Source organism: Sphingomonas changnyeongensis, from assembly GCF_009913435.1.
GTDB classification, from domain to species: Bacteria; Pseudomonadota; Alphaproteobacteria; order Sphingomonadales; family Sphingomonadaceae; genus Sphingomonas_B; species Sphingomonas_B changnyeongensis.
In genome coordinates, this window is sequence record NZ_CP047895.1 from 530,854 (window position 1) to 550,728 (window position 19,875).

A 19,875-nucleotide genomic window follows, 5' to 3' on the forward strand; every position below is an offset into this window, starting at 1 on the left:
GGCGGCGGGGCCTTTTGTCCCGACGGGCAAAAAAATCTCAGTATTTCTGCTGCCGTTCGTAAAGGGACTTATAATGCTGGATACGGGTGACGCGCAGTCCGGGCATCCCCGACCGGTCGACGGCACGCTGCCAGGCAGCGAATTCCTCGACGGTGAGACCATAGCGCTCGCAGGCCTCGTCGACGGTCAGCAGGCCGCCATTGACGGCAGCCACGACCTCGGCCTTGCGACGCACCACCCAACGGCTGGTGTTGGGCGGCGGCAGGCTGTCGAGGGTGAGCGACTCCCCGAGCGGGCCGATCACCTGGGCGGGGCGGATTCTCTGGTTCTCGATCATTTCTACCTCAAACAGGGCGGTTCTCGCCTCGATACGCAACGCTTGCCGGACATAGGTCCAACAGGGTTCAGGAACGCTGAAACCGAAAGGTAAACCGCCTGGTCATGATCGGGCCTCCACGCGGAGCAGAGCAGCCACATCGCTGTTGAAACAACCGGTCGCGCCTGCGCCATTCGACCGGCCAGTGCCAAACAGATGAACAAGACGCGCGCCGGCATCGCCGTCGCCCTGGGCGGCGGCGACGATCTGGGCCGTGCGGCTGGCTGACTGACGCGCGACCGCGACCGCGACCAAAGTCGCATAGTCCGGCTGCGTCGCCCGCCGTGCCCGCCGTGCAAGCCCAAGATCGATTTCCACTGCGCCCGTCCTGTTTTTCTGTTCGACAGGCAGCTGCATAAACCGGTCAGGGCTAAAGGGAGGTAAAGCCCGGTGCGTCCGTAAAACCACAATATGGCAAGGCTTTGCCGCCTGGCGCCGGGAGTGGCTGGGTTGTCGCTGAATCGGCCCGCTGGCGGTTGCTTGTTGCGCGCCTCGCGGCGCGGGGGCGGCACCGGCGGGTGTTTGCTGCGCGCCTCACGGCGCTGGGGCGGCACCGGCCCGCTCCCCCACCCGGCCTCCCAACGGCAGGTTACGCTATGGGAGGCCGGGTGGGGGAGCGGGCCGGTGCCGTTCTTCCAGATCAACAAACACCCGGTGCCGGTCTTCCCAAGCAAACAACACCCCCGCATTCTCAAACGCGCCCTGAGCGCCTATATGCCCCGGCGATGACTGAGGGTGCAGATTTCCAGCTCGGGCCGGATTTGCGCGGCAAGCGCATCGTCGTCGCCATGTCGGGCGGCGTCGACAGTTCGGTCGTGGCCGCGCTGGCCGCGCGGTCGGGGGCCGAGACGATCGGCGTCACACTGCAGCTTTACGATCATGGCGCGGCGGTCGGCCGCACCGGCAGCTGCTGCGCCGGGCAGGACATTCGCGACGCCCGCGCCGTCTGCGACCGGCTGGGCATCGCCCATTATGTGTTCGATCACGAAAGCCGGTTCCGCGACAGCGTGATCGACCAGTTCGCCGACGAATATCTGGCCGGGCGCACGCCGATTCCGTGCGTGCGCTGCAACATGGGGGTGAAGTTCACCGATCTGTTCGGCCTGGCGCGGCAGCTGGGCGCAGACTGTCTGGCGACCGGCCATTATGTCCGCCGCGTCGTCGGGCCGGAGGGTGCAGAGCTGCACCGCGCGCTCGATCCGGCGCGCGACCAGAGCTATTTCCTGTTTGCGACAACGGCCGAGCAGCTCGATTATCTGCGCTTTCCGCTGGGCGGCCTGCCCAAGCCGGAGGTGCGCGCGATCGCCGCCGAACTTGGCCTTGGCGTCGCGATGAAGCCCGACAGCCAGGACATCTGCTTCGTCCCCGATGGCGATTATGCCGGGCTGGTGCGCAAGCTGCGGCCCGATGCCGATACGGCGGGCGAGATTGTCGATCTGGAAGGCCGGGTGCTCGGCCGCCACCCCGGCCTTATCCATTACACGGTCGGGCAGCGGCGCGGGCTGGAGATTGGCGGGCAGGCGGAGCCGCTCTACGTCGTCCGGCTCGATGCCGCCGCGCGGCGGGTGATCGTCGGGCCGCGCCGCGCGCTGGCGGTGGCGGCTGCGCGGCTGAGCGAGATCAACTGGCTGGGCGGCGGCTATGGGGGGCCGGTCCATGCCAAGGTCCGTTCGATGGCCAAGCCCGCCCCGGCGCGGCTCGACGGCGACCGGCTGGTGTTCGACGCGCCCGAATATGGCGTGTCGCCCGGCCAGGCAGCGGTGCTTTACGCCGGCGAGCGCGTGCTGGGCGGCGGCTGGATCGCGGAGACCGAAAGCGCCTTTGCCGCTGCCGCCTGAGCGGCGAGCGGAACGCATTTTCGAGGGGGTGCGCCCCGCCGGCCTGAAAATGCATCAGCGCCGTTCGCGGCGCGCGGCGAGATAGAGCACCACCCCCGCCCCGCCGAGCACCGCCAGCACCTGCCAGCTGCCTGCGCCCGACTGGGCGGCGACCCAGACACAGGTGGCGAGGCCGGCCAGGGTCATCGCCCAGATGCCGGCGCGGCCCGGCTCCGCCCGGGGCAGAGCGGCGATGCTCAGCGCATAGATGATCATCCGGGCGAGCACGCTCGCCACCGCCAGCCAGGCAAAACCGCCGGTCAGCGCCAGCGCGGCGATGAACGCGCCCATGAACCAGATCGACCGGGCGGGGGTGGCGAAGCGCGCATCGGTGGCGGCGAACCAGCGCGGCAGCAGCCCGTCCCGGCCCATCGCATAGGTGGTGCGCGCGCTGCCGGTGACGCCCGCGGCGACATTGCCGGTGACCGAGGCGATGGCGGCGATGGTCAGCAGCAGCGCGCCGGCATCGCCCCATACCGCGCGGCCAAACGCGATCATCGGCGCATCGCCCCCGGCCGCGCCGGCGGGAGCCGCGCCCATCACCGCCAGATAGGCGGCCTGAATGAGCGTATAGACCAAAGCGGTCAGCACCACCGTGCCGATCAGCGCGCGCGGCAGCGTATCGGCGGGGCGGCGCGTTTCCCCGGCGGCGACCACGCTGTTTTCGAACCCGACAAAGGCATAAAGCGTCAGCAGCGCCGCCGCGTTCAGCTCAGTGAGCGGCGGCACCGGCGGCAGCGCGAACGCCGGGAGCGCAAGGCCCGACGGGCCGAGCGCCGGGGCGGCCATCACCAATGCGGCGACCGCGAGCATGACGAGCGGCGCGGCCTTGAGCAGCGTCATCGCATCGACCAGCCGCACCGCCCGCCGCACCCCGGCGACATTGACCGCACAGACCAGCGCGATGACCATCAGGATCAGCGCCGCCCGCGCCGGGCCGGTGCCGAGCAGCGGCCACAGCCCGGCAGCATAGGCGACGAGCACGTTGAGATTGGCGGCGAGCGCGGTTGCCCGCGCGACATAATAGAGCCAGCCGGCCTGAAAGGCGACAAACGGCCCGAATGACGCGGCATAGACGACCGGCCCGCCCGACAGCGGATGATGGCTGGCGATCCGCGCAAAGGGCAGCGCGATCAGCAGCGCGAGCAGCCCGAACAGCGGAAAGGCAAGCGGGCTGAACGCGCCGAACCGTTCGGCAAGCGTCCCCGGCAGGACGAAAATCCCCGCCCCGACCAGCCCGTTGAACGCCAGAAAGGCCGAGCCGACAAGGCCGATGTCGCGCCGCAGCGCGCCGTCGGCGGCCGGGCCGGCAGCACTCAAAGCGCGAACAGCCCCTCGATCACCGTCACGCAGCCGCCGCCCAGCAGCACCCGGTCGCCCGCCAGCCGGCAGTCGACATGGCCGCCCCGCGCGCTGGCCTGAAAGGCGCTGAACGCATCCCGGCCCAGCCGTGCGGCCCAGAAGGGGGTGAGTGCGGCATGGGCGGCCCCGGTGACAGGATCCTCGTCGATCCCGCACACCGGCACGAACACCCGGCTGACGATGTCGGTCGCATCGCCGGGCGCGGTCGCGATCGCCATCACCCCGGTCGCGGCAAGCGCGCGGAAATCGGGGCGGAGCGCGCGCACCGCCGCTTCATCGGGCAGCAGCACGATCACCGCCGGTTCGGCCGCCGCACTTGCGGACTGGAAGGTCGCCGCACCTGGGACTCCAAGTGCCGCGGCGACATCGGCGCGGTCTTGCGCGACGACCGGCACCGCCGGCAGGTCGAGCCGGTAACGGTCACCGTCGCGCGCCACGGTCAGCACCCCGGCCTTGCGCGTGCGGAAACGGACGGCATCGCGCCCGGCCATCAGCACATGGCCCGCCGCCAGCGTCGCATGGCCGCACATCGCCACCTCGACCGCCGGGGTGAACCAGCGCAGCTCAAAATCGGCATCGCCGGTGGCGGGGATGGTGAAGGCGGTTTCGGCCAGATTGTTTTCATTGGCGATCGCCGCCAGCACGGCGTCGGGCAGCCAGGTGTCGAGCGGCATCACCGCCGCCTGATTGCCGGCAAAGGGCCGGTCGGCAAAGGCATCGACCTGGGTGAAAGCCAGCTTCGTTCGCGTCATCGCTCCGGCATCTCCCGCAAATGTTCGTCGGCCCGCCCGGCGCGGTCGATCTTTCCTTCGGGATCGAGATGGATCAGCACCTCGGTATCGGGAAAGGCCCGGGCGAGCCGCGCCTCCATCTCTTCGACCACATCATGCGCCTCGGCAATGGTCATGGCCGGATCGACCCAGACATGGAACTGGGCGAAATCATGGATGCCGCTGGTGCGGGTGCGCAGATCGTGAATGCCCCGGAACGCCGGATGATCGTTGGCGATGGCGATGAAGGCGCGCCGTTTCGGCTCGGGCCATTCGCGGTCCATCAGCTGATCGACCGCCGCCCGCGCCGCCTGCCACGCGCCGCGCAGCAGCCACAGCGCGATCGCGATCCCGCCCAGCGCATCGGCACCGCCCAGCCCGGCCCATGCCTCAAGCGCGAGTGCGGCGATGACGCCCAGATTGAGCATCAGGTCCGACTGGTAATGCAGATTGTCGGCGGCGATCGCGACCGATCCGGTGCGCCGGATCACCCGCCGCTGTACGGTCAGCAGCACCGCCGTGACGGCAATGGCGGCCAGCGACACGCCGATGCCCCATTCGGGATTGGCGGGCGCGGCGCCCGCGACCAGCCGGTCGACCGCGCGCCAGCCGATGCCGGCGGCGGACACCGCGATCAGCCCGACCTGGGCGAGCGCGGCGAGCGCCTCCGCCTTGCCATGGCCGAACCGGTGGTCATGATCGGCCGGCAGCGCCGCCAGCTGCACCGCCCAGAGCGTGATCAGCGAGGCCGCAAGATCGAACCCGGTATCGGCGAGCGACCCAAGCATGGCGACCGACCCAGTGCGCCACGCGGCAAAGCCCTTGAGCGCGAGCAGCAGCAGCGCCGCCGACACGCTGGCCAGCGCCGCAAGGCGGGTCAGCCGCGCATAGGGAGCGGCATGCCGGTCGGATTCGGTCATGGATAGAGCAGCGAGGTCCGCCAGCCATCGCCGTCGCGCTCGAACAGGCGGCGCTCGTGCAGCCGGTGGGCGCGGTCGAGCCAGAACTCGATCCTGAGCGGGGTGACAAGATAGCCGCCCCAATGCGGCGGCCGGGGAACATCCTGCCCGTCGAACCGCGCCCGCGCGTCTTCATAGCGCGCCTCGAACGTCGCCCGGTCGGGCAGCGGGCGCGACTGGTCGGACGCCCATGCCCCCAGCTGCGAATCGCGCGAGCGCGAGGCGAAATAGGCGTCGGACTGCGCGTCATCCACCATCGACACCGGCCCTTCGATGCGGATCTGACGGCGCAGCGACTTCCAGTGGAACAGCAACGCCGCCTGCGCATTGACGGCCAGATCACCGGCCTTGCGCCCCTCGCGGTTGGTGTAGAACACGAACCCGTCCGGCCCATGCCCTTTCAAGAGCACCATGCGCACGGCGGGGCGGCCCGCCGCATCGGCGGTGGCAAGCGCCATGGCGTTGGAATCGTTGATCTCGCTCGCCCGCGCTTCCTGATACCAGATGTCGAACAGGGCGAAGGGATCGGTAAGGGTTTCAAACGGGCTGGCCATAACCGCGGGCTCTACGCCCGCCACGGCCGAAATGCCAGCGCCGGGCCGGATCAGAGCCCGCGCTTGCGCGCCTGTGGGTAGCTGCCGAGCAGCCGCACCCATTTGGTGTGGAAGCGCAGCTCGTCGATCGCGCGGTCGACCGCCGGATCGCCGGGCATGCCCTCGATATCGGCGTAGAACTCGGTCGCGGCAAAGCTGCCGCCGCGCTGATAGCTTTCCAGCTTCGTCATGTTGACGCCGTTGGTCGCAAAGCCGCCCAGCGCCTTGTAGAGCGCGGCGGGGATGTTCTTCACCTCAAAGGTCAGGCTGGTCATCACCGGCACGCCCGCCGCCGGCACCCGCGCCTCGCGCGCCAAGATGGTGAAGCGGGTCATGTTGTGGGGCGCATCGGCGATCGATTCGGCCAGCACGTCGAGCCCGTAAAGTCCGGCGGCAAAGCGCGGGGCGATGGCGGCGGCTCCCGCCTCGCCCTGCTCCGCGATCAACGCGGCGGCGGCGGCGGTGTCGGCATAGGGCACCGGGCGGATGCCGCGCGCGCGCAGCCATTGCCGGCTCTGCCCCAGCGCCTGGGGATGGCTGATCGCCTGCGTCACCGGCACCCCGGCACGGCCGAGCAGACATGGCTCGATCGGCAGGAAATGCTCGTCAACGATCGCCAGCCCGGATTCGGGCAGCAGGAAATGAATGTCCGCCACCCGGCCGTGCAGCGAATTCTCGATCGGGATGATCGCATGGCCGGCCCGCCCCTCGCGCACCGCCTCCAGCGCGTCTTCAAAGCTGAAACAGGGCAAGGGCAGCCCGTCGGGAAAATGGCCGAGCGCGGCCAGGTGCGAGTTGGCGCCCGGCGCGCCCTGAAACGCGACCGCGCGCGCGGGATCGGCAGCGGCGGCGGCGGCCATTTCGGCGACAAGGCGGCGGGCGGGTTCGGGATAGCTCTGCACGGGCCGGGGGTTAGGCAGTTTTGCCGCTTTTGTGAACCCAGACGCCCGCTTGCGGGCCGGCGCGTCTATTCTTAAAGGAACCGCGGCTTTTTAGAGGATCAGGAGCAACATGGACGACCGCAACAACACGATCGCCGGCTGGGTGCTGGGTGCCGGTATCGTGGCGCTGGGCGCCGGCATTGTCTCGAGCGAGCTGTTCAAGGCCGAACGGCCCGAGAAGATGGGCTATCCGATCGCCGGCGTTGTCGAGACGGGCGGCGGCGCGGCGGCTGCCGAGGAGCCGATCGAGGCGCGGCTCGCCGCGGCCGACCCGGCGGCGGGCGAAAAGACCTTTGCCAAATGCGCCGCCTGCCATTCGATCAACAAGGGCGGCGCGAACGGTGTCGGCCCCAATCTGTGGGGTACGGTCGGCAGCAACCACGCCCATGTCGCGGGCTTTGCCTATTCGGACGCGCTGAAGGGCAAGTCCGGGCCGTGGGACTGGGCGAGCCTTGACGCCTGGCTGAAGAGCCCGCGCAAATATGCCGAAGGCACCAAGATGACCTTTGCCGGGCTGAGCGATGCGCAGGATCGCGCCAATCTGATCGCCTATCTGAACACGCAGAGCGATGCACCCAAGCCGCTGCCCGCCGCCCCGGCGGAAGCCGCGCCCGATGCGGCAAGCGAGGAGGCGGCAGCCGAAGCGCCTGCCGAACTCAATGCGGCCGAGGCTCCGGCGGCAGGCGAATAAGCCCGCCACCATCTGATGGCACGAAAAAGGGCGGCACCCGGGCTGATCCGGGTGCCGCCCTTTTCTTTGCCCGGCGCCGGCGACCAGTCTCGTGACGATCAGTCGGCGAACGGATCGCGGACGAGGATCGTGTCCTCGCGCTCCGGGCTGGTCGACACCAGCGCGACCGGGCACTGGATCAGCTCCTCGATCCGGCGGATATATTTGATCGCCTGCGCCGGCAGCTGCGCCCAGCTGCGCGCCCCCGCCGTCGATTCGGACCAGCCGGGAATGTCTTCATAGATCGGCTCGACCGCCGCCTGATCGGCGGCATGGGCGGGGAAATGGTCGAGCACGCGCCCGCCCAGCCGGTAGCCGGTGCAGATGCGGATCGTCTCCAGCCCGTCGAGCACGTCAAGCTTGGTGAGCGCGATGCCGGTGACGCCCGACACCGCGACCGACTGGCGGACGAGCACCGAGTCGAACCAGCCGCAGCGGCGCTTGCGGCCGGTGACGGTGCCGAACTCATGCCCGCGCTCGCCCAGCCGCTGGCCGATTTCGTCCTGCAGCTCGGTCGGGAACGGGCCGGAGCCGACCCGCGTCGTATAGGCCTTGGCGATGCCGAGCACGAAGCCGACCGCAGACGGCCCCAGCCCCGATCCGCCGGCAGCGGTGCCGGCAATGGTGTTGGAGCTGGTGACGAACGGATAGGTGCCGTGATCGACGTCGAGCAGCACGCCCTGCGCGCCTTCGAACAGGATCCGCCGCCCGCGCCGCCGCGCCTCGTTGAGCGTCAGCCAGACCGGGCGGGCAAAGGCGAGCACGAAATCGGCAATGCCGCGCAGCTCATCGAGCAGCGCCGCGCGGTCGATCGGCGGTTCGCCGAACCCGGCGCGCAGCGCATCATGATGCGCGGTCAGCCGGTCGAGCTGCGGGCCGAGATCGTCGAGATGCGCCAGATCGCACACCCGGATCGCGCGCCGGCCGACCTTGTCCTCATAGGCCGGGCCGATGCCGCGCCGCGTCGTGCCGATCTTGCCCGCCCCGCTCGCATCCTCGCGCAGCGCATCGAGATCGCGGTGAAAGGGCAGGATCAGCGCGCAGTTATCGGCGATCATCAGCGTGTCGGGCGTGACCGCGACACCCTGGCCGCGCAGCTTGTCGACCTCGGCCCGCAGCGCCCAGGGATCGAGCACGACGCCATTGCCGATCACCGACGGCGTGCCGCGCACGATGCCCGAGGGGAGCAGCGACAGCTTGTAGACATTCTCGCCGATGACGAGCGTGTGGCCGGCATTGTGGCCGCCCTGGAACCGCACGACCAGATCGGCGCGCTCGGCAAGCCAGTCGACGATCTTGCCCTTGCCCTCGTCGCCCCATTGAGCGCCGATCACCGCCACATTCGCCACGTCTCATCCTCCAGCAGACCCGGCGTCGCGTAGAGAAGCCGGCCCGCCGGGTCCAGCCTCTTTGGGCCCGGCAGCACGATGGGCGACAGCGCCCCGCCCCGCGCTATCCTGGGCAAATGGCGGCGCGGCGGCCCGGGGCGCATGACGACCGCCAGTAGCACGGGGACGATGGCACGGGGGCGATGGCACGGCGGATGGACTGGATCGGCCTGATCGTGGCGGCGGGGCTGCTGCTGGGGGCGACGCCCAACATCGCTGACCGGACGGGCGCGCCCCGGCTGGTCGCAGCCCCGCTGACGCTCACGCGCATCTCCTATGGCCCCGATCCGCGCCAGACCATCGGCCTGTTCCGGCGCGGCGCTGCGAAACGGCCGCTGATCGTCTATCTGCATGGCGGCGGGTGGAGCGCCGGCACCCCGGCGGCGGGCGAAGGCAGCCAGGCCGAACATTTCACCCGCACCGGCCATGCCTATGCGACCATCGGCTACCGCTTTGTCGGCACGGTGCGGGTCGAGGACCAGCTGGCCGAGATTGCGGGCGCGGTCGCGCGGCTGGCGCGGATGCCGGGCATCGATGGCAACCGCATCGTGCTGATCGGCCACAGTTCGGGCGGCCATCTGGCGGCGATGCTGGGTGCCGACCCCGCATGGCTCGAAGGGGCGGGCGTTCCGCTCGGCGCGGTGCGCGGCGTCATCCTCCTCGATCCGGCGGCGCTCGACGTCACCGCAGTGCTGGGGACCGGCGCGCGCGGCGGCGCGATCGACGCGTTTTTCCGCCCGGCATTCGGCGACGATCCGGCCCGGCAATGGGCGCTGTCGCCGCTTGCCCATGCCGGCGCGCCCAATGCGGCGGGGTGGCTGATGCTGCACGATGTCGCCAATCCGGGCAGCGGCTGGCAATGTCGCGCGCTGGCGCGCGATCTGGTGCGCGCCGGGGCAGGCCCGGTCTATGTCCAGCCGGTGGCCGGGACCAGCCATGTCCGGCTGAACGACGACATCGGCAAGCCGCTCGATCCCGCGACCGCGCAGATCGATGCGTTTCTGGATCAGCTGCTCAGCGGCTGAACGACCCGGCGGGTCAGCCGAGCGGCACCGCCGCCGCGCCGTCCAGCACGTGCGAACAGCCAAGCGCCCGCGCGTCGCAGCGTGCATCGAGCGCGGCGACCGTCGACCAGCCCTGGGCGCGCATCGCCTCCGCCGCCGCCTGATCATGGCCGAGCGGCAGGAACAGCCGGTGATCGGCCGCAGTGCGCGCCACCCGCTCGATCAGCGGATCGGGATAGATGGAAAAGCCGACCGCCGGCTCCTCGCACCCGGTATCGCTCAGGATCGTATAGGTGCCGCCGCGCCCGATTTCGCCGGCCAGCCCGTCGACGAACAGCGAAAAGCCCAGCCAGCTCTGATATTCAAAGCCGTGCCGCTCGGTCGGGTCGAGGGTGATCTGCGCGGCATCGCCGATGCGCGCGGCAATCTGTTCGAGCGCGGCCAGCCGCGTGGCCAGCGCGCCGTCGGCATCGATCGCGCGCAGCCGCGTCACCGCCTCGGCAAAAGGCCCGGCCGCCTCGATCAGCGGCAGATAGGCATGGGCACCGGCCGCCACCAGCCCGCCGGCATCCTTGGCATCGAGCAGGCAGCGCACCCGCGCGATATCGACCGGGGCAAGCGGCAGCGGCCCGGCGGCCAGCACATCGACCAGATCGGGCAAGGTCAGATCGATGGTGATGCGCGGCGCGCCCGCGGCGGCCAGCGCCTCGATGGCGACCACCGCGATTTCCGCCGCCGCCGCCGCCGAATCGCGGCCGATCAGCTCGGCACCCAGCTGGGTCATTTCGCGTTCGGGGCGCAGCTGGGTCGCGCGCAGCTTCATCACCGGCCCGCCATAGCTCAGCCGCAGCGGCCGGGCGCGGTGCGCCATGCGCGTGGTGGCGATGCGGCCGACCTGGGTGGTGATGTCGGGGCGCAGCGCCAGCGTGCGCTGCGACACGGGGTCGACGACGCGCAGCAGATCGCGGGCAGATGCCGATTTCAGCCGGCCGACCAGCGATTCCTCGAACTCGGCCAGCGGCGGCGCGACCCGTTCATAGCCATGGCCGGCCACTGCATCGAGCGCGGCGCGCAGGATCGCGGCGGCAGCTTCGGCTTCGGGCGGCAGGCGGTCGCGCAGACCTTCGGGAAGAAGAGCGTGGGTCATGTCGGTCGGTCTCGGCAGGGCGGGCGCGCCGGATGCGGTCAGGCCCGGCGGCCGGAATGCCCGCCGCTCTAGTGTGGCGGGCGGGGTTCGACAAGCCGCCGCCCCCGCCCGCATGCCGCCCGTCAGCCGGGATCAGCCGAAATGCAGCGCCATCACCTTGCGCACGCCGGGCAGGCCGCGCAGCGCCGCGAGCAGCGTCTCGTCAACGCCGCTGTCGAGCGACAGCAGCAGCACCGCCTCGCCCCCCGCCGCGCGGCGGCCGAGATGGAAGGTGCCGATGTTGACCCCGGCATCGCCAAGCGCGGTGCCGATGCGGCCGATGAACCCCGGCGCGTCCTCGTTGACGACATAGAGCATATGGCCGGCCAGATCGGCCTCGACCTTGATGCCGAACAGCTCGACCAGCCGGGGGTTGCTGTCGCCAAACAGCGTGCCGGCGACCGATTTTTCTCCCTCGCTGGTGCGCACCGACACGCGCAGCAGCGTGTGATAATCGCCCTCCCGGTCATGGCGGATCTCGCGCACGTCGAGGCCGCGTTCCTTGGCCAGGAACGGCGCGTTCACCATGTTCACCGTGTCCGAATAGACGCGCATCAGCCCGGCCAGCACCGCCCCGGTGATCGGCTTCTGATTGAGGTCGGCAGCCGCGCCCTCGACCTCGATCGAAATGCCCGACAGCGCATCATGCGCCAGCTGGCCGACCAGGCTGCCCAGCTTTTCAGCCAGCGCCATATAGGGCCGCAGCCGGGGCGCATCCTCGGCCGAGACGGAGGGCATGTTGAGCGCGTTGGTGACCGCGCCGGTCAGCAGATAGTCCGCCATCTGCTCGGCGACCTGGATCGCGACATTGATCTGCGCCTCGCTGGTCGACGCGCCCAGATGCGGCGTCGAGACAAAGCCCGGCGTGCCGAACAGCGGCGAGGCGGTGGCCGGTTCCTCGACGAACACGTCGAGCGCGGCCCCCGCGACATGGCCCGAATCGAGCGCGTCCTTGAGCGCGGCCTCGTCGATCAGCCCGCCCCGCGCGCAGTTGACGATGCGCACGCCCTTCTTGGTGCGCGCCAGATTGTCGCGCGACAGGATGTTGCGCGTCTGGTCGGTCAGCGGGGTGTGCAGGGTGATGAAATCGGCGCGCGCCAGCAGCTCGTCGAGCGTCACCTTTTCCACGCCCAGCTCGCGCGCGCGCTCGACCGACAGGAACGGATCGAAGGCGATGACCTTCATCTTGAGGCCGATGGCGCGATCCGCGACGATCGAGCCGATATTGCCGCAGCCGATCAGGCCAAGGGTCTTGGCGGTCAGCTCGACCCCCATGAACCGGTTCTTTTCCCATTTGCCGGCCTGGGTGGAGGCATCGGCCTCGGGCAGCTGGCGGGCGAGCGCGAACATCAGCGCGATCGCATGTTCCGCCGTGGTGATCGAGTTGCCGAACGGCGTGTTCATGACGACGACGCCGCGCGCCGAGGCGGCGGGGATGTCGACATTGTCGACGCCGATGCCGGCGCGGCCGACCACCTTCATCTGGGTGGCGGCGGCGAGCACGTCCTTGGTCACCTTGGTGGCCGAGCGGATGGCAAGGCCGTCATAATCGCCGATGATCGCGATCAGTTCGTCGCGGCTGAGGCCGGGGCGTTCATCGACGGTGATGCCGCGTTCACGGAAGATCGCGGCGGCGCGGGGATCCATTTTGTCGGAAATCAGGACTTTGGGCATGGGTCATGGCCTTTGCAGGGGATGCCAAGGGGAAACGCGGCGAACAGGAGGGGGAGGCGCGGCCCGTCGCCGCGCCTGCCGGTCAGGGGCGAAGCTGCGCCCAGGCCCAGTCGAGCCAGGGGCCGAGCGCGACGATGTCGGCGGTGTCGACGGTCGCCCCGCACCAGATGCGCAGGCCCGGCGGCGCGTCGCGATAGCCGGCAATGTCATAGGCCGCACCTTCGGCCTCGAGCAGCCCGGCCAGTTTCTTGACCAGAGCCGCCTGCCCGGCCTCGTCCAACCCGGCGACCGCTGAATCGGCGAACTTCAGGCACACCGAGGTGGTCGAGCGGGTGGCCGGATCGACCGCCAGATGATCGAGCCATGGCCGCGCGGCGACGATGGCGTCGAGCGCGGCGGCATTGGCGTTGGTGCGCGCGATCAGCGCATCCAGCCCGCCCAGACCATCGGCCCATTCGAGCGCGAAGATATAATCCTCGACCGCCAGCATCGACGGGGTGTTGATCGTCTCGCCGGTGAAGATGCCCTCGATCAGCTTGCCGCCCTTGGTCATGCGGAAGATCTTGGGCAGCGGCCAGGCCGGGACATGGCTTTCCAGCCGTTCGACCGCGCGCGGGCCGAGGATCAGCACGCCGTGCCCGCCCTCGCCGCCCAGCACCTTCTGCCAGCTATAGGTGCAGACGTCGATCTTGTCCCAGGGCAGGTCCATGGCGAACACCGCGCTGGTCGAATCGGCGATGGTCAGGCCCTGGCGGTCGGCCGGAATCCAGTCGCCGTCCGGAACCCGCACGCCCGAGGTCGTGCCGTTCCAGGTGAAGATGACGTCATGGCTGAAATCGACCGCGCCCAGATCGGGCAGCGCACCATACGGTGCCTTGTGGACGGTCGGGTCGAGGCGCAGCTGCTTGACCGCATCGGTCACCCAGCCCTCGCCAAAGCTTTCCCAGGCCAGCAGCGTCACCGGCCGCGCGCCGAGCAGCGACCACATCGCCATTTCGACCGCGCCGGTATCCGAAGCCGGAACGATGCCGATGCGGTGGGTGTCGGGAACGCGCAGGATGTGGCGGGTCAGGTCGATCGCATGCGCCAGCCGCGCCTTGCCCAGCTTCGAGCGGTGCGAACGGCCGAGCACCTCGGTCGCCAGCCGATCAGTCGACCAGCCGGGGGGCTTTGCGCAGGGTCCGGACGAGAAAAACGGGCGGGCCGGGCGTTCCGCGGGCTTGTCGGCAGCGGCGGGACGGATTCCGGGTGTCGGGGCAGTATCGGTCACAGTCATAAACTCTCCTCGCAGAGAGCACGCGCCGCGTTGGGACGGCGTGGCCCGCCGCTGGGTTTAGGGACGAAACGGGGGAAGTCAATCCGGCGATGCCCCGCGCGCGGCCGGGCCGTGCCGGCGCAGATCTGCGGCCGGGCGCGGCGACGGCGCTTGGCGCGGGCGGCTTTCGGGCCGATAATCAGCGCCATGGGCGGGCCAATGCGCGGGGTATCGAAACGGCTGGGCGTGGCATTGCTCTGCGCGGCGGTCGTCGGCTGCGCGGGCGGTGACCGCACGCCCCGCCGGGAACCGGCGGCACCCGCGCGCCCGTCGGGCATCGATTCGCCCGAGATCCGCCAATGCCTGGCCGATCTGGCGACCATCGGCGCGCGGGTGACGCCACTGCCCGACCGCGATCATGGCCAGGGCTGTTCGGCCTATGGCAGCGTCCGGCTCGACCAAGCGAGCGTGCCGGTGTCCAATCTCGGCCCGATGCGCTGCCCGCTCGCCCGCGCCTTTGCCGGCTGGCTGCGCCACGGCGTCGGCGCGGCGGCGCGCGTCTATTTCGGCACCGAACTGGCACGGGTCGAAAGCTATGGCAGCTATGCCTGCCGCAACATCAACGGCGCACAGGCCGGGCGGCGCTCCGAACATGCCCAGGCCAATGCGGTCGACATCGCCGCCTTTGTGCTCGCCGATGGCCGCCGGATCAGCATCAAGGCCGACTGGCGGTCGCGCGACCCGCAGGTGCGCGCCTTTCTGGCCGCGATCCATGCCTCGGCCTGCAAGCGTTTCGCGACCGTCCTCAGCCCCGAATATAACGCGCTTCACGCCGATCATCTGCATCTCGACATGGGCCGGGGTCCGTTCTGCCGCTGACCGCGCCGGGCGCTGCGCATGCCCGCCTTTGCCTTTGTCCCCCAGGGTCGCTACATGCCCCGGATGACAGACACTCGCGTTCCATCCCGCGTCTTCCCGCCGGCCTCCGAAGAGGCAGAAGCCGCCCGCCACTTCACCCAGACCCCGCAGACCGCGCACCCGGCCTATCGGCTGGCGTTCCAGGACCATGAGTTCCTGCTGCGCGAGGATCTGCGTCCGGTGCGGTTCCAGCTCGAACTGCTGAAGCCCGAGCTGCTGCTCGACGAGGCCGGCATCGGCTCGACCTTCGTGTTCTACGGCTCGGCCCGCATCCCCGAGCCGGACAAGGCCCAGGCCATGGTCGACAAGGCCACCGATGCGCGCAGCCGCGCCATTGCCGAACGGCTGGCCGCCAAGTCGCGCTATTACGATGTCGCGCGCCAGCTGGCGCAGCTGGCCAGCGGCACCCCCGCCGACACGGCCGGGCGGCACCAGTTCGTCGTGTGTTCGGGCGGCGGCCCGTCGATCATGGAAGCGGCCAATCGCGGCGCGCAGGATGTCGGGCGGGAATCGGTCGGCCTCAACATCGTGCTGCCGCACGAACAGACGCCCAACCCCTATGTGACGCCGGGGCTGAGCTTCCAGTTCCACTATTTCGCGCTGCGCAAGATGCATTTCCTGCTGCGCGCCCGCGCGGTCGCGGTGTTCCCCGGCGGCTTCGGCACGTTCGACGAATTCTTCGAGCTGCTGACGCTGATGCAGACGGGCAAGGTGCAGCCGATTCCGGTGCTGCTCTATGGCCGCGAATTCTGGGACAAGGTGATTAACTTCGAAGCGCTCGCCGATGAAGGCGTGATTGCCCACAAGGACCTGAAGCTGTTCCACTATGTGGAAACCGCCGAGGAAGGCTGGGAGTTTGTCTGCAACTGGTGGCGCGGCGACTGCTGATCGCCGGTGAAGCCGGGCGGGAGGTGCATGGGTTCGCATCAGCGAACCCTGATATCAGCGTCCCGTCTGGGCGCGGTGCAGCAGCTTCTGGTCGGCAAGCACCAGTGCCATCATCGCTTCGACGACCGGCACGCCGCGGATGCCGACGCACGGATCATGGCGGCCGCGCGTCGCGATCTGCGTGGCGTCGCCCGCCGGGGTCACCGTATCGACCGGCGTCAGGATCGAACTGGTGGGCTTGAACGCGACGCGCAGCCTGACCGGCTGGCCGGTGGCTATGCCGCCGGCAATCCCGCCGGCATGGTTGCTGGCAAAGACGGGCTGCCCGTCCGGCCCGGGGCGCATCGCATCGGCATTGCTCTCGCCGCTCAGCCGCGCGGCGGCAAAGCCGTCGCCGATCTCGACGCCCTTGACCGCATTGATCGACATCATCGCCCCGGCGAGCTCGGCATCCAGCTTGGCATAAAGCGGCGCGCCCCAGCCGGCGGGCACGCCCACCGCCTCGCACGTCACGACCGCGCCCAGCGACGATCCCGCCTTGCGCGCGGCATCGACCATCGCTTCCCAGCGCGCCGCCGCCGCGGCGTCGGGGCAGAAAAACGGATTGGCGTCGATCTCGGCATCGTCGAACGCCGTCGCCGCATCGCCGCCCAGCTCACTCACCCAAGCGCGGATGCGGACTTCGGGAATGACGAGCCGCGCCACCGCGCCCGCCGCCACCCGCGCCGCCGTCTCGCGCGCCGAGGACCGGCCGCCGCCGCGCGGATCGCGCAGGCCATATTTGGCGTCATAGGCGTAATCGGCATGGCCGGGGCGATAGGCGCGGGCGACCTCGGCATAATCGCGCGAGCGCTGGTCGACATTGTCGATCATCAGGCTGATCGGGGTGCCGGTCGTCCGCCCTTCATAGACGCCCGACAGGATGCGCACCGCATCCGGCTCCTGCCGCTGGGTGGTGAAGCGCGACTGGCCGGGCCGCCGCCGGTCGAGCCAGGGCTGGATGTCGGCCTCGGCCAGCGCCAGCCCCGGCGGGCAGCCATCGACCACCGCGCCCAGCGCCGGGCCGTGCGATTCACCCCAGCTGGTGAAGCGGAACATCCGCCCGAAGCTGTTGACGCTCATCCCCCCGGCCCGCCGCCGCTCAGGCCAGCGCGATGTCGGGCGCGTCCTCGGCCTTCATGCCGATGACGTTATAGCCGGCATCGACATGATGCGTCTCGCCGGTGACGCCCGAGGCCAGGTCGCTGAGCAGATACAGCCCCGCGCCGCCGACATCCTCGATGGTCACGTTGCGGCGCAGCGGCGCGTTCAGCTCGTTCCACTTCATGATGTAGCGGAAATCGCCGATGCCCGACGCGGCGAGCGTCTTGATCGGCCCGGCCGAGATGGCGTTGACGCGGATATTCTCCGGTCCCAGGTCCATCGCCAGATATTTGACGCTGGTCTCGAGCGCCGCCTTGGCCACGCCCATGACATTGTAATGCGGGATGACCTTTTCCGCGCCATAATAGCTGAGCGTCAGCAGCGACCCGCCTTCGGGCATCATCGCGCGCGCGCGCCGCGCCACCGCGACGAAGCTGTAGGCGCTGATGTTCATCGTCAGCAGGAAGTTGTCGAGGCTGGTGTCGACGAACTTGCCGCGCAGCTCGTTCTTGTCGGAAAAGCCGATCGCATGGACGACGAAATCGATCGTCGGCCAGCGCGCGGCCAGCGTGTCGAACGCCTGGTCGAGCGCGGCCATGTCCGACACGTCGCAGTCGATCAGGAAATCGGAGCCCAGCTGCTCGGCCAGCGGGCGGACGCGCTTCTCCAGCGCCTCGCCCTGATAGGAAAAGGCCAGCTCGGCGCCGGCTTCGCTCAGCTTGCGGGCAATGCCCCATGCCAGCGAACGGTCATTGGCCAGGCCCATGATGAGCCCGCGTTTGCCATGCATCAGACCAGTCACATATCGTCCTTTGGCTGCGTCAAAGCGGCTCCCCTTAGCGCGTCTTGCGGAACTTCCGCCAGTGCGGCGTTCAGATGGGCGGCGAACACCACGCCAAGGCCGAGGGTGAAGAAATAGATCAGCGCGATGATCACCCCGGCCAGGCTGCCATAGGTCAGGTCATAGCCGCCGAGCAGACCGAGCACGCGCGGCAGCAGCGCGGTGACCGCCAGCCACCAGATGGCGATGAAGGCCGGTCCCGGCCATTTGGGGGAACCGGTGCGGAAGGCACCGGGCGTCATCACGTAGAAAAGCAGATAGAAAGCGGCAAAGATCACCAGCCCCGGCACCGCGCGCGACGCGCTGAGCAGCCAGACCAGCCCCTGATCGGCAAAGGGCAGCCAGCGCATGATCAGCTGTTCAGCCGCAGTCAGCGCCGCCTGCAGCAGGAACGAGACCAGAACCAGCAGCACCGAGGCGAGCGTGATCGCCGTATATCGCAGCCGCGCCATCCAGAAGGTCGCGGCCGAACGCACGCCGTAAGCACGGTAGAGAATGTCCTTGAGCGTCGCGATGAAGCCGCCGACGCTCCACAGCCCGGCGAGCGCGCCGATCCACAGCAGCCCGCCGCTGCGCGCGCCCAGCACTTCGGCGATCGGCTGGCGCAGCGTCGCGGCGACCGCCGGCGGCACCTGGCCCAGAAACTGGACGACCGCCGCCCGGGTGGCGGCGTCGCGGCCCAGCGCCTCGCCGATGGCGGCCAGCATGATGAAAAAGGGAAACAGCGTCAGCAGCGTCAGATAGGCGATGTTGCCGGCATGGATGAAACCATCGTTCCAGATGCCCGATGCCGCCCGCGCCAGCACGATGCGGACCCGCGATCCGGGGCCGAGCCGGGCGAGCGTGCGGTCCACCCGCTGGCCGGCGCGCACCAGCCGGCGGCGGCGCGCCTCGGGCGTTTGCGGGGCCGGTGCCTCGGCACGCTCGATCTCCGCCCCCGCGTCCATCAGAGGCTAGACGCCCAGCGCGCTGCGCGGGTTGCGCCGCCCCGGTTCCCAGCCGGCGACAAAGGCCTTGAGCTCGGCATCCTCGGCCGGCAGCTGGATCATCAGCGTGACCAGCTGGTCACCGCGCTCGCCGCCCTTTTTGTGGAAGCCCTTGCCTTTCAGGCGCAGCACCCGGCCCGAGCTGGAGCCGGGCGGAATGGCCAGCATCACCGCGCCATCGGCGGTCGGCACCTTGACCTTGGCCCCCTCGACCGCCTCGGTCAGCGTCACCGGCAGGTCGAGCCGGATATTGTCGCCGTCGCGCGTGAAAAAACGGTGCGGCTGGATCTCGACCGTCACCATCGCATCGCCCGGCCCGCCCGGCCCCGGCTCGCCCTTGCCGGCCAGGCGCATCTGGGTGCCGGTCTCGACGCCGGCCGGCAGCTTCAGGTCGATGGTCTTGCCGTCGCCAAGCGTGATCCGCTGCGGCTTCAGGATCGCGGCATCCTCGAACGGCACCTGCAGCCGGTAGGTCATGTCGGCGCCCTTGGCCGGCGGGGCCGCGCGCCCGCCAAAGCCGCGCGTGAAGCCGCCGCCCATGCGGCCGAACAGCCCTTCGAAGATGTCGCCGAAATCGCCATTGTCGCCGCCGAACCCGGCCTGGCCATTGCCCGGGCGGAACCCGCCGCGTCCCGCGCCATAGCCGAACGGCTGGGTCGGATTGCCGTCGGGATCGATCTCGCCCCGGTCGAAGCGGGCGCGCTTGTCCTTGTCGCCCAGCAGGTCATAGGCGGCCGTCACCTGCGCGAACCGCTCGGCCGCCTTGGGATTATCGCTGTTGCGGTCGGGATGCAGCTCCTTGGCCAGCGTGCGATAGGCCTTTTTGATCTCGGCCTCGCTCGCGCCGCGCGCCACGCCCAGCACCGAATAGGGATCACCCGCCATCTGCTTGTCCGTTGTCCTTCAGCACATCAGATAAAATGATGTTGTATTTATGCAACACAAACATGGGTCGCCGGGCCCGCCCCGGCAAGACCCGCCGGC

The 19,875-nt window shown here is 69.7% G+C and carries 20 protein-coding genes; 5 read left to right on the plus strand and 15 right to left on the minus strand.

Annotated features, from left to right (window positions below; translation table 11 throughout):
- Nucleotides 1–37: 37 nt before the first annotated feature.
- On the minus strand, nt 38–337 hold the full coding sequence (gene sciP, locus GVO57_RS02710; RefSeq protein WP_160591625.1) for a CtrA inhibitor SciP: 300 nt from the start codon (nt 335–337) through the stop codon (nt 38–40).
- 102 nt (nt 338–439) lie between these two features.
- The gene (locus GVO57_RS02715) at nt 440–694 is read right to left on the minus strand and encodes a hypothetical protein (RefSeq protein ID WP_160591627.1); all 255 of its coding nucleotides are present in this window, start codon (nt 692–694) and stop codon (nt 440–442) included.
- A 407-nt stretch (nt 695–1,101) separates the two neighbouring features.
- Here GVO57_RS02715 and mnmA point away from each other — a divergent pair, with 407 nt between their 5' ends.
- Entirely contained in the window at nt 1,102–2,214 is a 1,113-nt protein-coding gene (gene mnmA, locus GVO57_RS02720; RefSeq protein WP_160591629.1) for a tRNA 2-thiouridine(34) synthase MnmA, read from the plus strand.
- Nucleotides 2,215–2,268: 54 nt separating this feature from the next.
- Here the strand turns inward: mnmA and GVO57_RS02725 are convergent, their stop codons facing one another.
- The 5 genes from GVO57_RS02725 to GVO57_RS02745 are packed head-to-tail and all read right to left on the minus strand — an operon-like array spanning nt 2,269 to nt 6,839.
- Complete coding sequence (locus GVO57_RS02725; RefSeq protein ID WP_160591631.1) at nt 2,269–3,573, minus strand: APC family permease; 1,305 nt, start codon at nt 3,571–3,573, stop codon at nt 2,269–2,271.
- On the minus strand, nt 3,570–4,367 hold the full coding sequence (locus tag GVO57_RS02730) for a PhzF family phenazine biosynthesis protein (RefSeq protein WP_160591633.1): 798 nt from the start codon (nt 4,365–4,367) through the stop codon (nt 3,570–3,572). The genes GVO57_RS02725 and GVO57_RS02730 overlap by 4 nt, the downstream gene beginning before the upstream one ends.
- The gene (locus tag GVO57_RS02735) at nt 4,364–5,305 is read right to left on the minus strand and encodes a cation diffusion facilitator family transporter (RefSeq protein WP_160591635.1); all 942 of its coding nucleotides are present in this window, start codon (nt 5,303–5,305) and stop codon (nt 4,364–4,366) included. Before GVO57_RS02735 ends, GVO57_RS02730 begins: the two co-directional genes overlap by 4 nt.
- The gene (pdxH, locus tag GVO57_RS02740; RefSeq protein ID WP_160591637.1) at nt 5,302–5,898 is read right to left on the minus strand and encodes a pyridoxamine 5'-phosphate oxidase; all 597 of its coding nucleotides are present in this window, start codon (nt 5,896–5,898) and stop codon (nt 5,302–5,304) included. The genes GVO57_RS02735 and pdxH overlap by 4 nt, the downstream gene beginning before the upstream one ends.
- Nucleotides 5,899–5,948: 50 nt before the next feature.
- Nucleotides 5,949–6,839 carry a prephenate dehydratase gene (locus GVO57_RS02745; protein ID WP_160591639.1) on the minus strand — a complete coding sequence of 297 codons (891 nt, stop codon included), beginning with the start codon at nt 6,837–6,839 and terminating at the stop codon, nt 5,949–5,951.
- A gap of 109 nt (nt 6,840–6,948) precedes the next feature.
- On the opposite strand from GVO57_RS02745, the gene GVO57_RS02750 reads away from it, so the two are divergent.
- A complete protein-coding gene (locus GVO57_RS02750; protein ID WP_160591641.1) occupies nt 6,949–7,569 on the plus strand; it encodes a c-type cytochrome in 621 nt (206 codons plus the stop codon).
- A 98-nt stretch (nt 7,570–7,667) separates the two neighbouring features.
- On the opposite strand, the gene GVO57_RS02755 is transcribed toward GVO57_RS02750, so the two are convergent.
- Nucleotides 7,668–8,957, minus strand: coding sequence for an adenylosuccinate synthase (locus tag GVO57_RS02755; RefSeq protein ID WP_160591644.1), 1,290 nt, complete (start codon nt 8,955–8,957; stop codon nt 7,668–7,670).
- A gap of 182 nt (nt 8,958–9,139) precedes the next feature.
- On the opposite strand from GVO57_RS02755, the gene GVO57_RS02760 reads away from it, so the two are divergent.
- Nucleotides 9,140–10,021 carry an alpha/beta hydrolase gene (locus GVO57_RS02760; RefSeq protein ID WP_160591646.1) on the plus strand — a complete coding sequence of 294 codons (882 nt, stop codon included), beginning with the start codon at nt 9,140–9,142 and terminating at the stop codon, nt 10,019–10,021.
- Between the two features lie 13 nt (nt 10,022–10,034).
- Here the strand turns inward: GVO57_RS02760 and GVO57_RS02765 are convergent, their stop codons facing one another.
- The 3 genes from GVO57_RS02765 to GVO57_RS02775 all read right to left on the minus strand — a co-directional run bounded on the left by GVO57_RS02765 (nt 10,035) and on the right by GVO57_RS02775 (nt 14,136).
- Complete coding sequence (locus GVO57_RS02765; RefSeq protein ID WP_160591648.1) at nt 10,035–11,147, minus strand: ATP phosphoribosyltransferase regulatory subunit; 1,113 nt, start codon at nt 11,145–11,147, stop codon at nt 10,035–10,037.
- A 132-nt stretch (nt 11,148–11,279) separates the two neighbouring features.
- Nucleotides 11,280–12,860 (minus strand): phosphoglycerate dehydrogenase, encoded by a 1,581-nt coding sequence (gene serA, locus GVO57_RS02770; RefSeq protein ID WP_160591650.1) that lies wholly within the window; start codon nt 12,858–12,860, stop codon nt 11,280–11,282.
- Between the two features lie 82 nt (nt 12,861–12,942).
- Nucleotides 12,943–14,136 (minus strand): phosphoserine transaminase, encoded by a 1,194-nt coding sequence (locus tag GVO57_RS02775; protein ID WP_160591652.1) that lies wholly within the window; start codon nt 14,134–14,136, stop codon nt 12,943–12,945.
- Between the two features lie 186 nt (nt 14,137–14,322).
- Between GVO57_RS02775 and GVO57_RS02780 the strand changes: the two genes are divergently transcribed.
- Nucleotides 14,323–14,994 (plus strand): extensin family protein, encoded by a 672-nt coding sequence (locus GVO57_RS02780; RefSeq protein WP_233281443.1) that lies wholly within the window; start codon nt 14,323–14,325, stop codon nt 14,992–14,994.
- 63 nt (nt 14,995–15,057) lie between these two features.
- The gene (locus GVO57_RS02785) at nt 15,058–15,921 is read left to right on the plus strand and encodes an LOG family protein (protein ID WP_160591654.1); all 864 of its coding nucleotides are present in this window, start codon (nt 15,058–15,060) and stop codon (nt 15,919–15,921) included.
- 54 nt (nt 15,922–15,975) lie between these two features.
- Here the strand turns inward: GVO57_RS02785 and aroC are convergent, their stop codons facing one another.
- From aroC to GVO57_RS02805, 4 genes are read right to left on the minus strand one after another with little or no spacing between them, the layout of a single operon-like run.
- Nucleotides 15,976–17,043 (minus strand): chorismate synthase, encoded by a 1,068-nt coding sequence (aroC, locus tag GVO57_RS02790; RefSeq protein WP_160591656.1) that lies wholly within the window; start codon nt 17,041–17,043, stop codon nt 15,976–15,978.
- A 19-nt stretch (nt 17,044–17,062) separates the two neighbouring features.
- Complete coding sequence (gene fabI / locus GVO57_RS02795; protein ID WP_160591658.1) at nt 17,063–17,866, minus strand: enoyl-ACP reductase FabI; 804 nt, start codon at nt 17,864–17,866, stop codon at nt 17,063–17,065.
- A complete protein-coding gene (locus GVO57_RS02800) occupies nt 17,863–18,852 on the minus strand; it encodes a YihY/virulence factor BrkB family protein (protein ID WP_160591660.1) in 990 nt (329 codons plus the stop codon). The genes fabI and GVO57_RS02800 overlap by 4 nt, the downstream gene beginning before the upstream one ends.
- 6 nt (nt 18,853–18,858) lie before the next feature.
- Nucleotides 18,859–19,776 (minus strand): DnaJ C-terminal domain-containing protein, encoded by a 918-nt coding sequence (locus GVO57_RS02805; RefSeq protein ID WP_160591662.1) that lies wholly within the window; start codon nt 19,774–19,776, stop codon nt 18,859–18,861.
- Between the last annotated feature and the right edge of the window lie 99 nt (nt 19,777–19,875).

Excerpts from the sequence above, each read along its gene's own strand:
- sciP (WP_160591625.1), bottom strand. The coding sequence starts at position 337 with ATGATCGAGAACCAGAGAATCCGCCCCGCCCAGGTGATCGGCCCGCTC.
- mnmA (WP_160591629.1), top strand. The coding sequence starts at position 1,102 with ATGACTGAGGGTGCAGATTTCCAGCTCGGGCCGGATTTGCGCGGCAAG.
- GVO57_RS02730 (WP_160591633.1), bottom strand. The coding sequence starts at position 4,367 with ATGACGCGAACGAAGCTGGCTTTCACCCAGGTCGATGCCTTTGCCGAC.
- GVO57_RS02735 (WP_160591635.1), bottom strand. The coding sequence starts at position 5,305 with ATGACCGAATCCGACCGGCATGCCGCTCCCTATGCGCGGCTGACCCGC.
- pdxH (WP_160591637.1), bottom strand. The coding sequence starts at position 5,898 with ATGGCCAGCCCGTTTGAAACCCTTACCGATCCCTTCGCCCTGTTCGAC.
- GVO57_RS02750 (WP_160591641.1), top strand. The coding sequence starts at position 6,949 with ATGGACGACCGCAACAACACGATCGCCGGCTGGGTGCTGGGTGCCGGT.
- GVO57_RS02760 (WP_160591646.1), top strand. The coding sequence starts at position 9,140 with ATGGCACGGCGGATGGACTGGATCGGCCTGATCGTGGCGGCGGGGCTG.
- GVO57_RS02765 (WP_160591648.1), bottom strand. The coding sequence starts at position 11,147 with ATGACCCACGCTCTTCTTCCCGAAGGTCTGCGCGACCGCCTGCCGCCC.
- serA (WP_160591650.1), bottom strand. The coding sequence starts at position 12,860 with ATGCCCAAAGTCCTGATTTCCGACAAAATGGATCCCCGCGCCGCCGCG.
- GVO57_RS02775 (WP_160591652.1), bottom strand. The coding sequence starts at position 14,136 with ATGACTGTGACCGATACTGCCCCGACACCCGGAATCCGTCCCGCCGCT.
- GVO57_RS02780 (WP_233281443.1), top strand. The coding sequence starts at position 14,323 with ATGGGCGGGCCAATGCGCGGGGTATCGAAACGGCTGGGCGTGGCATTG.
- GVO57_RS02785 (WP_160591654.1), top strand. The coding sequence starts at position 15,058 with ATGACAGACACTCGCGTTCCATCCCGCGTCTTCCCGCCGGCCTCCGAA.
- aroC (WP_160591656.1), bottom strand. The coding sequence starts at position 17,043 with ATGAGCGTCAACAGCTTCGGGCGGATGTTCCGCTTCACCAGCTGGGGT.
- GVO57_RS02800 (WP_160591660.1), bottom strand. The coding sequence starts at position 18,852 with ATGGACGCGGGGGCGGAGATCGAGCGTGCCGAGGCACCGGCCCCGCAA.
- GVO57_RS02805 (WP_160591662.1), bottom strand. The coding sequence starts at position 19,776 with ATGGCGGGTGATCCCTATTCGGTGCTGGGCGTGGCGCGCGGCGCGAGC.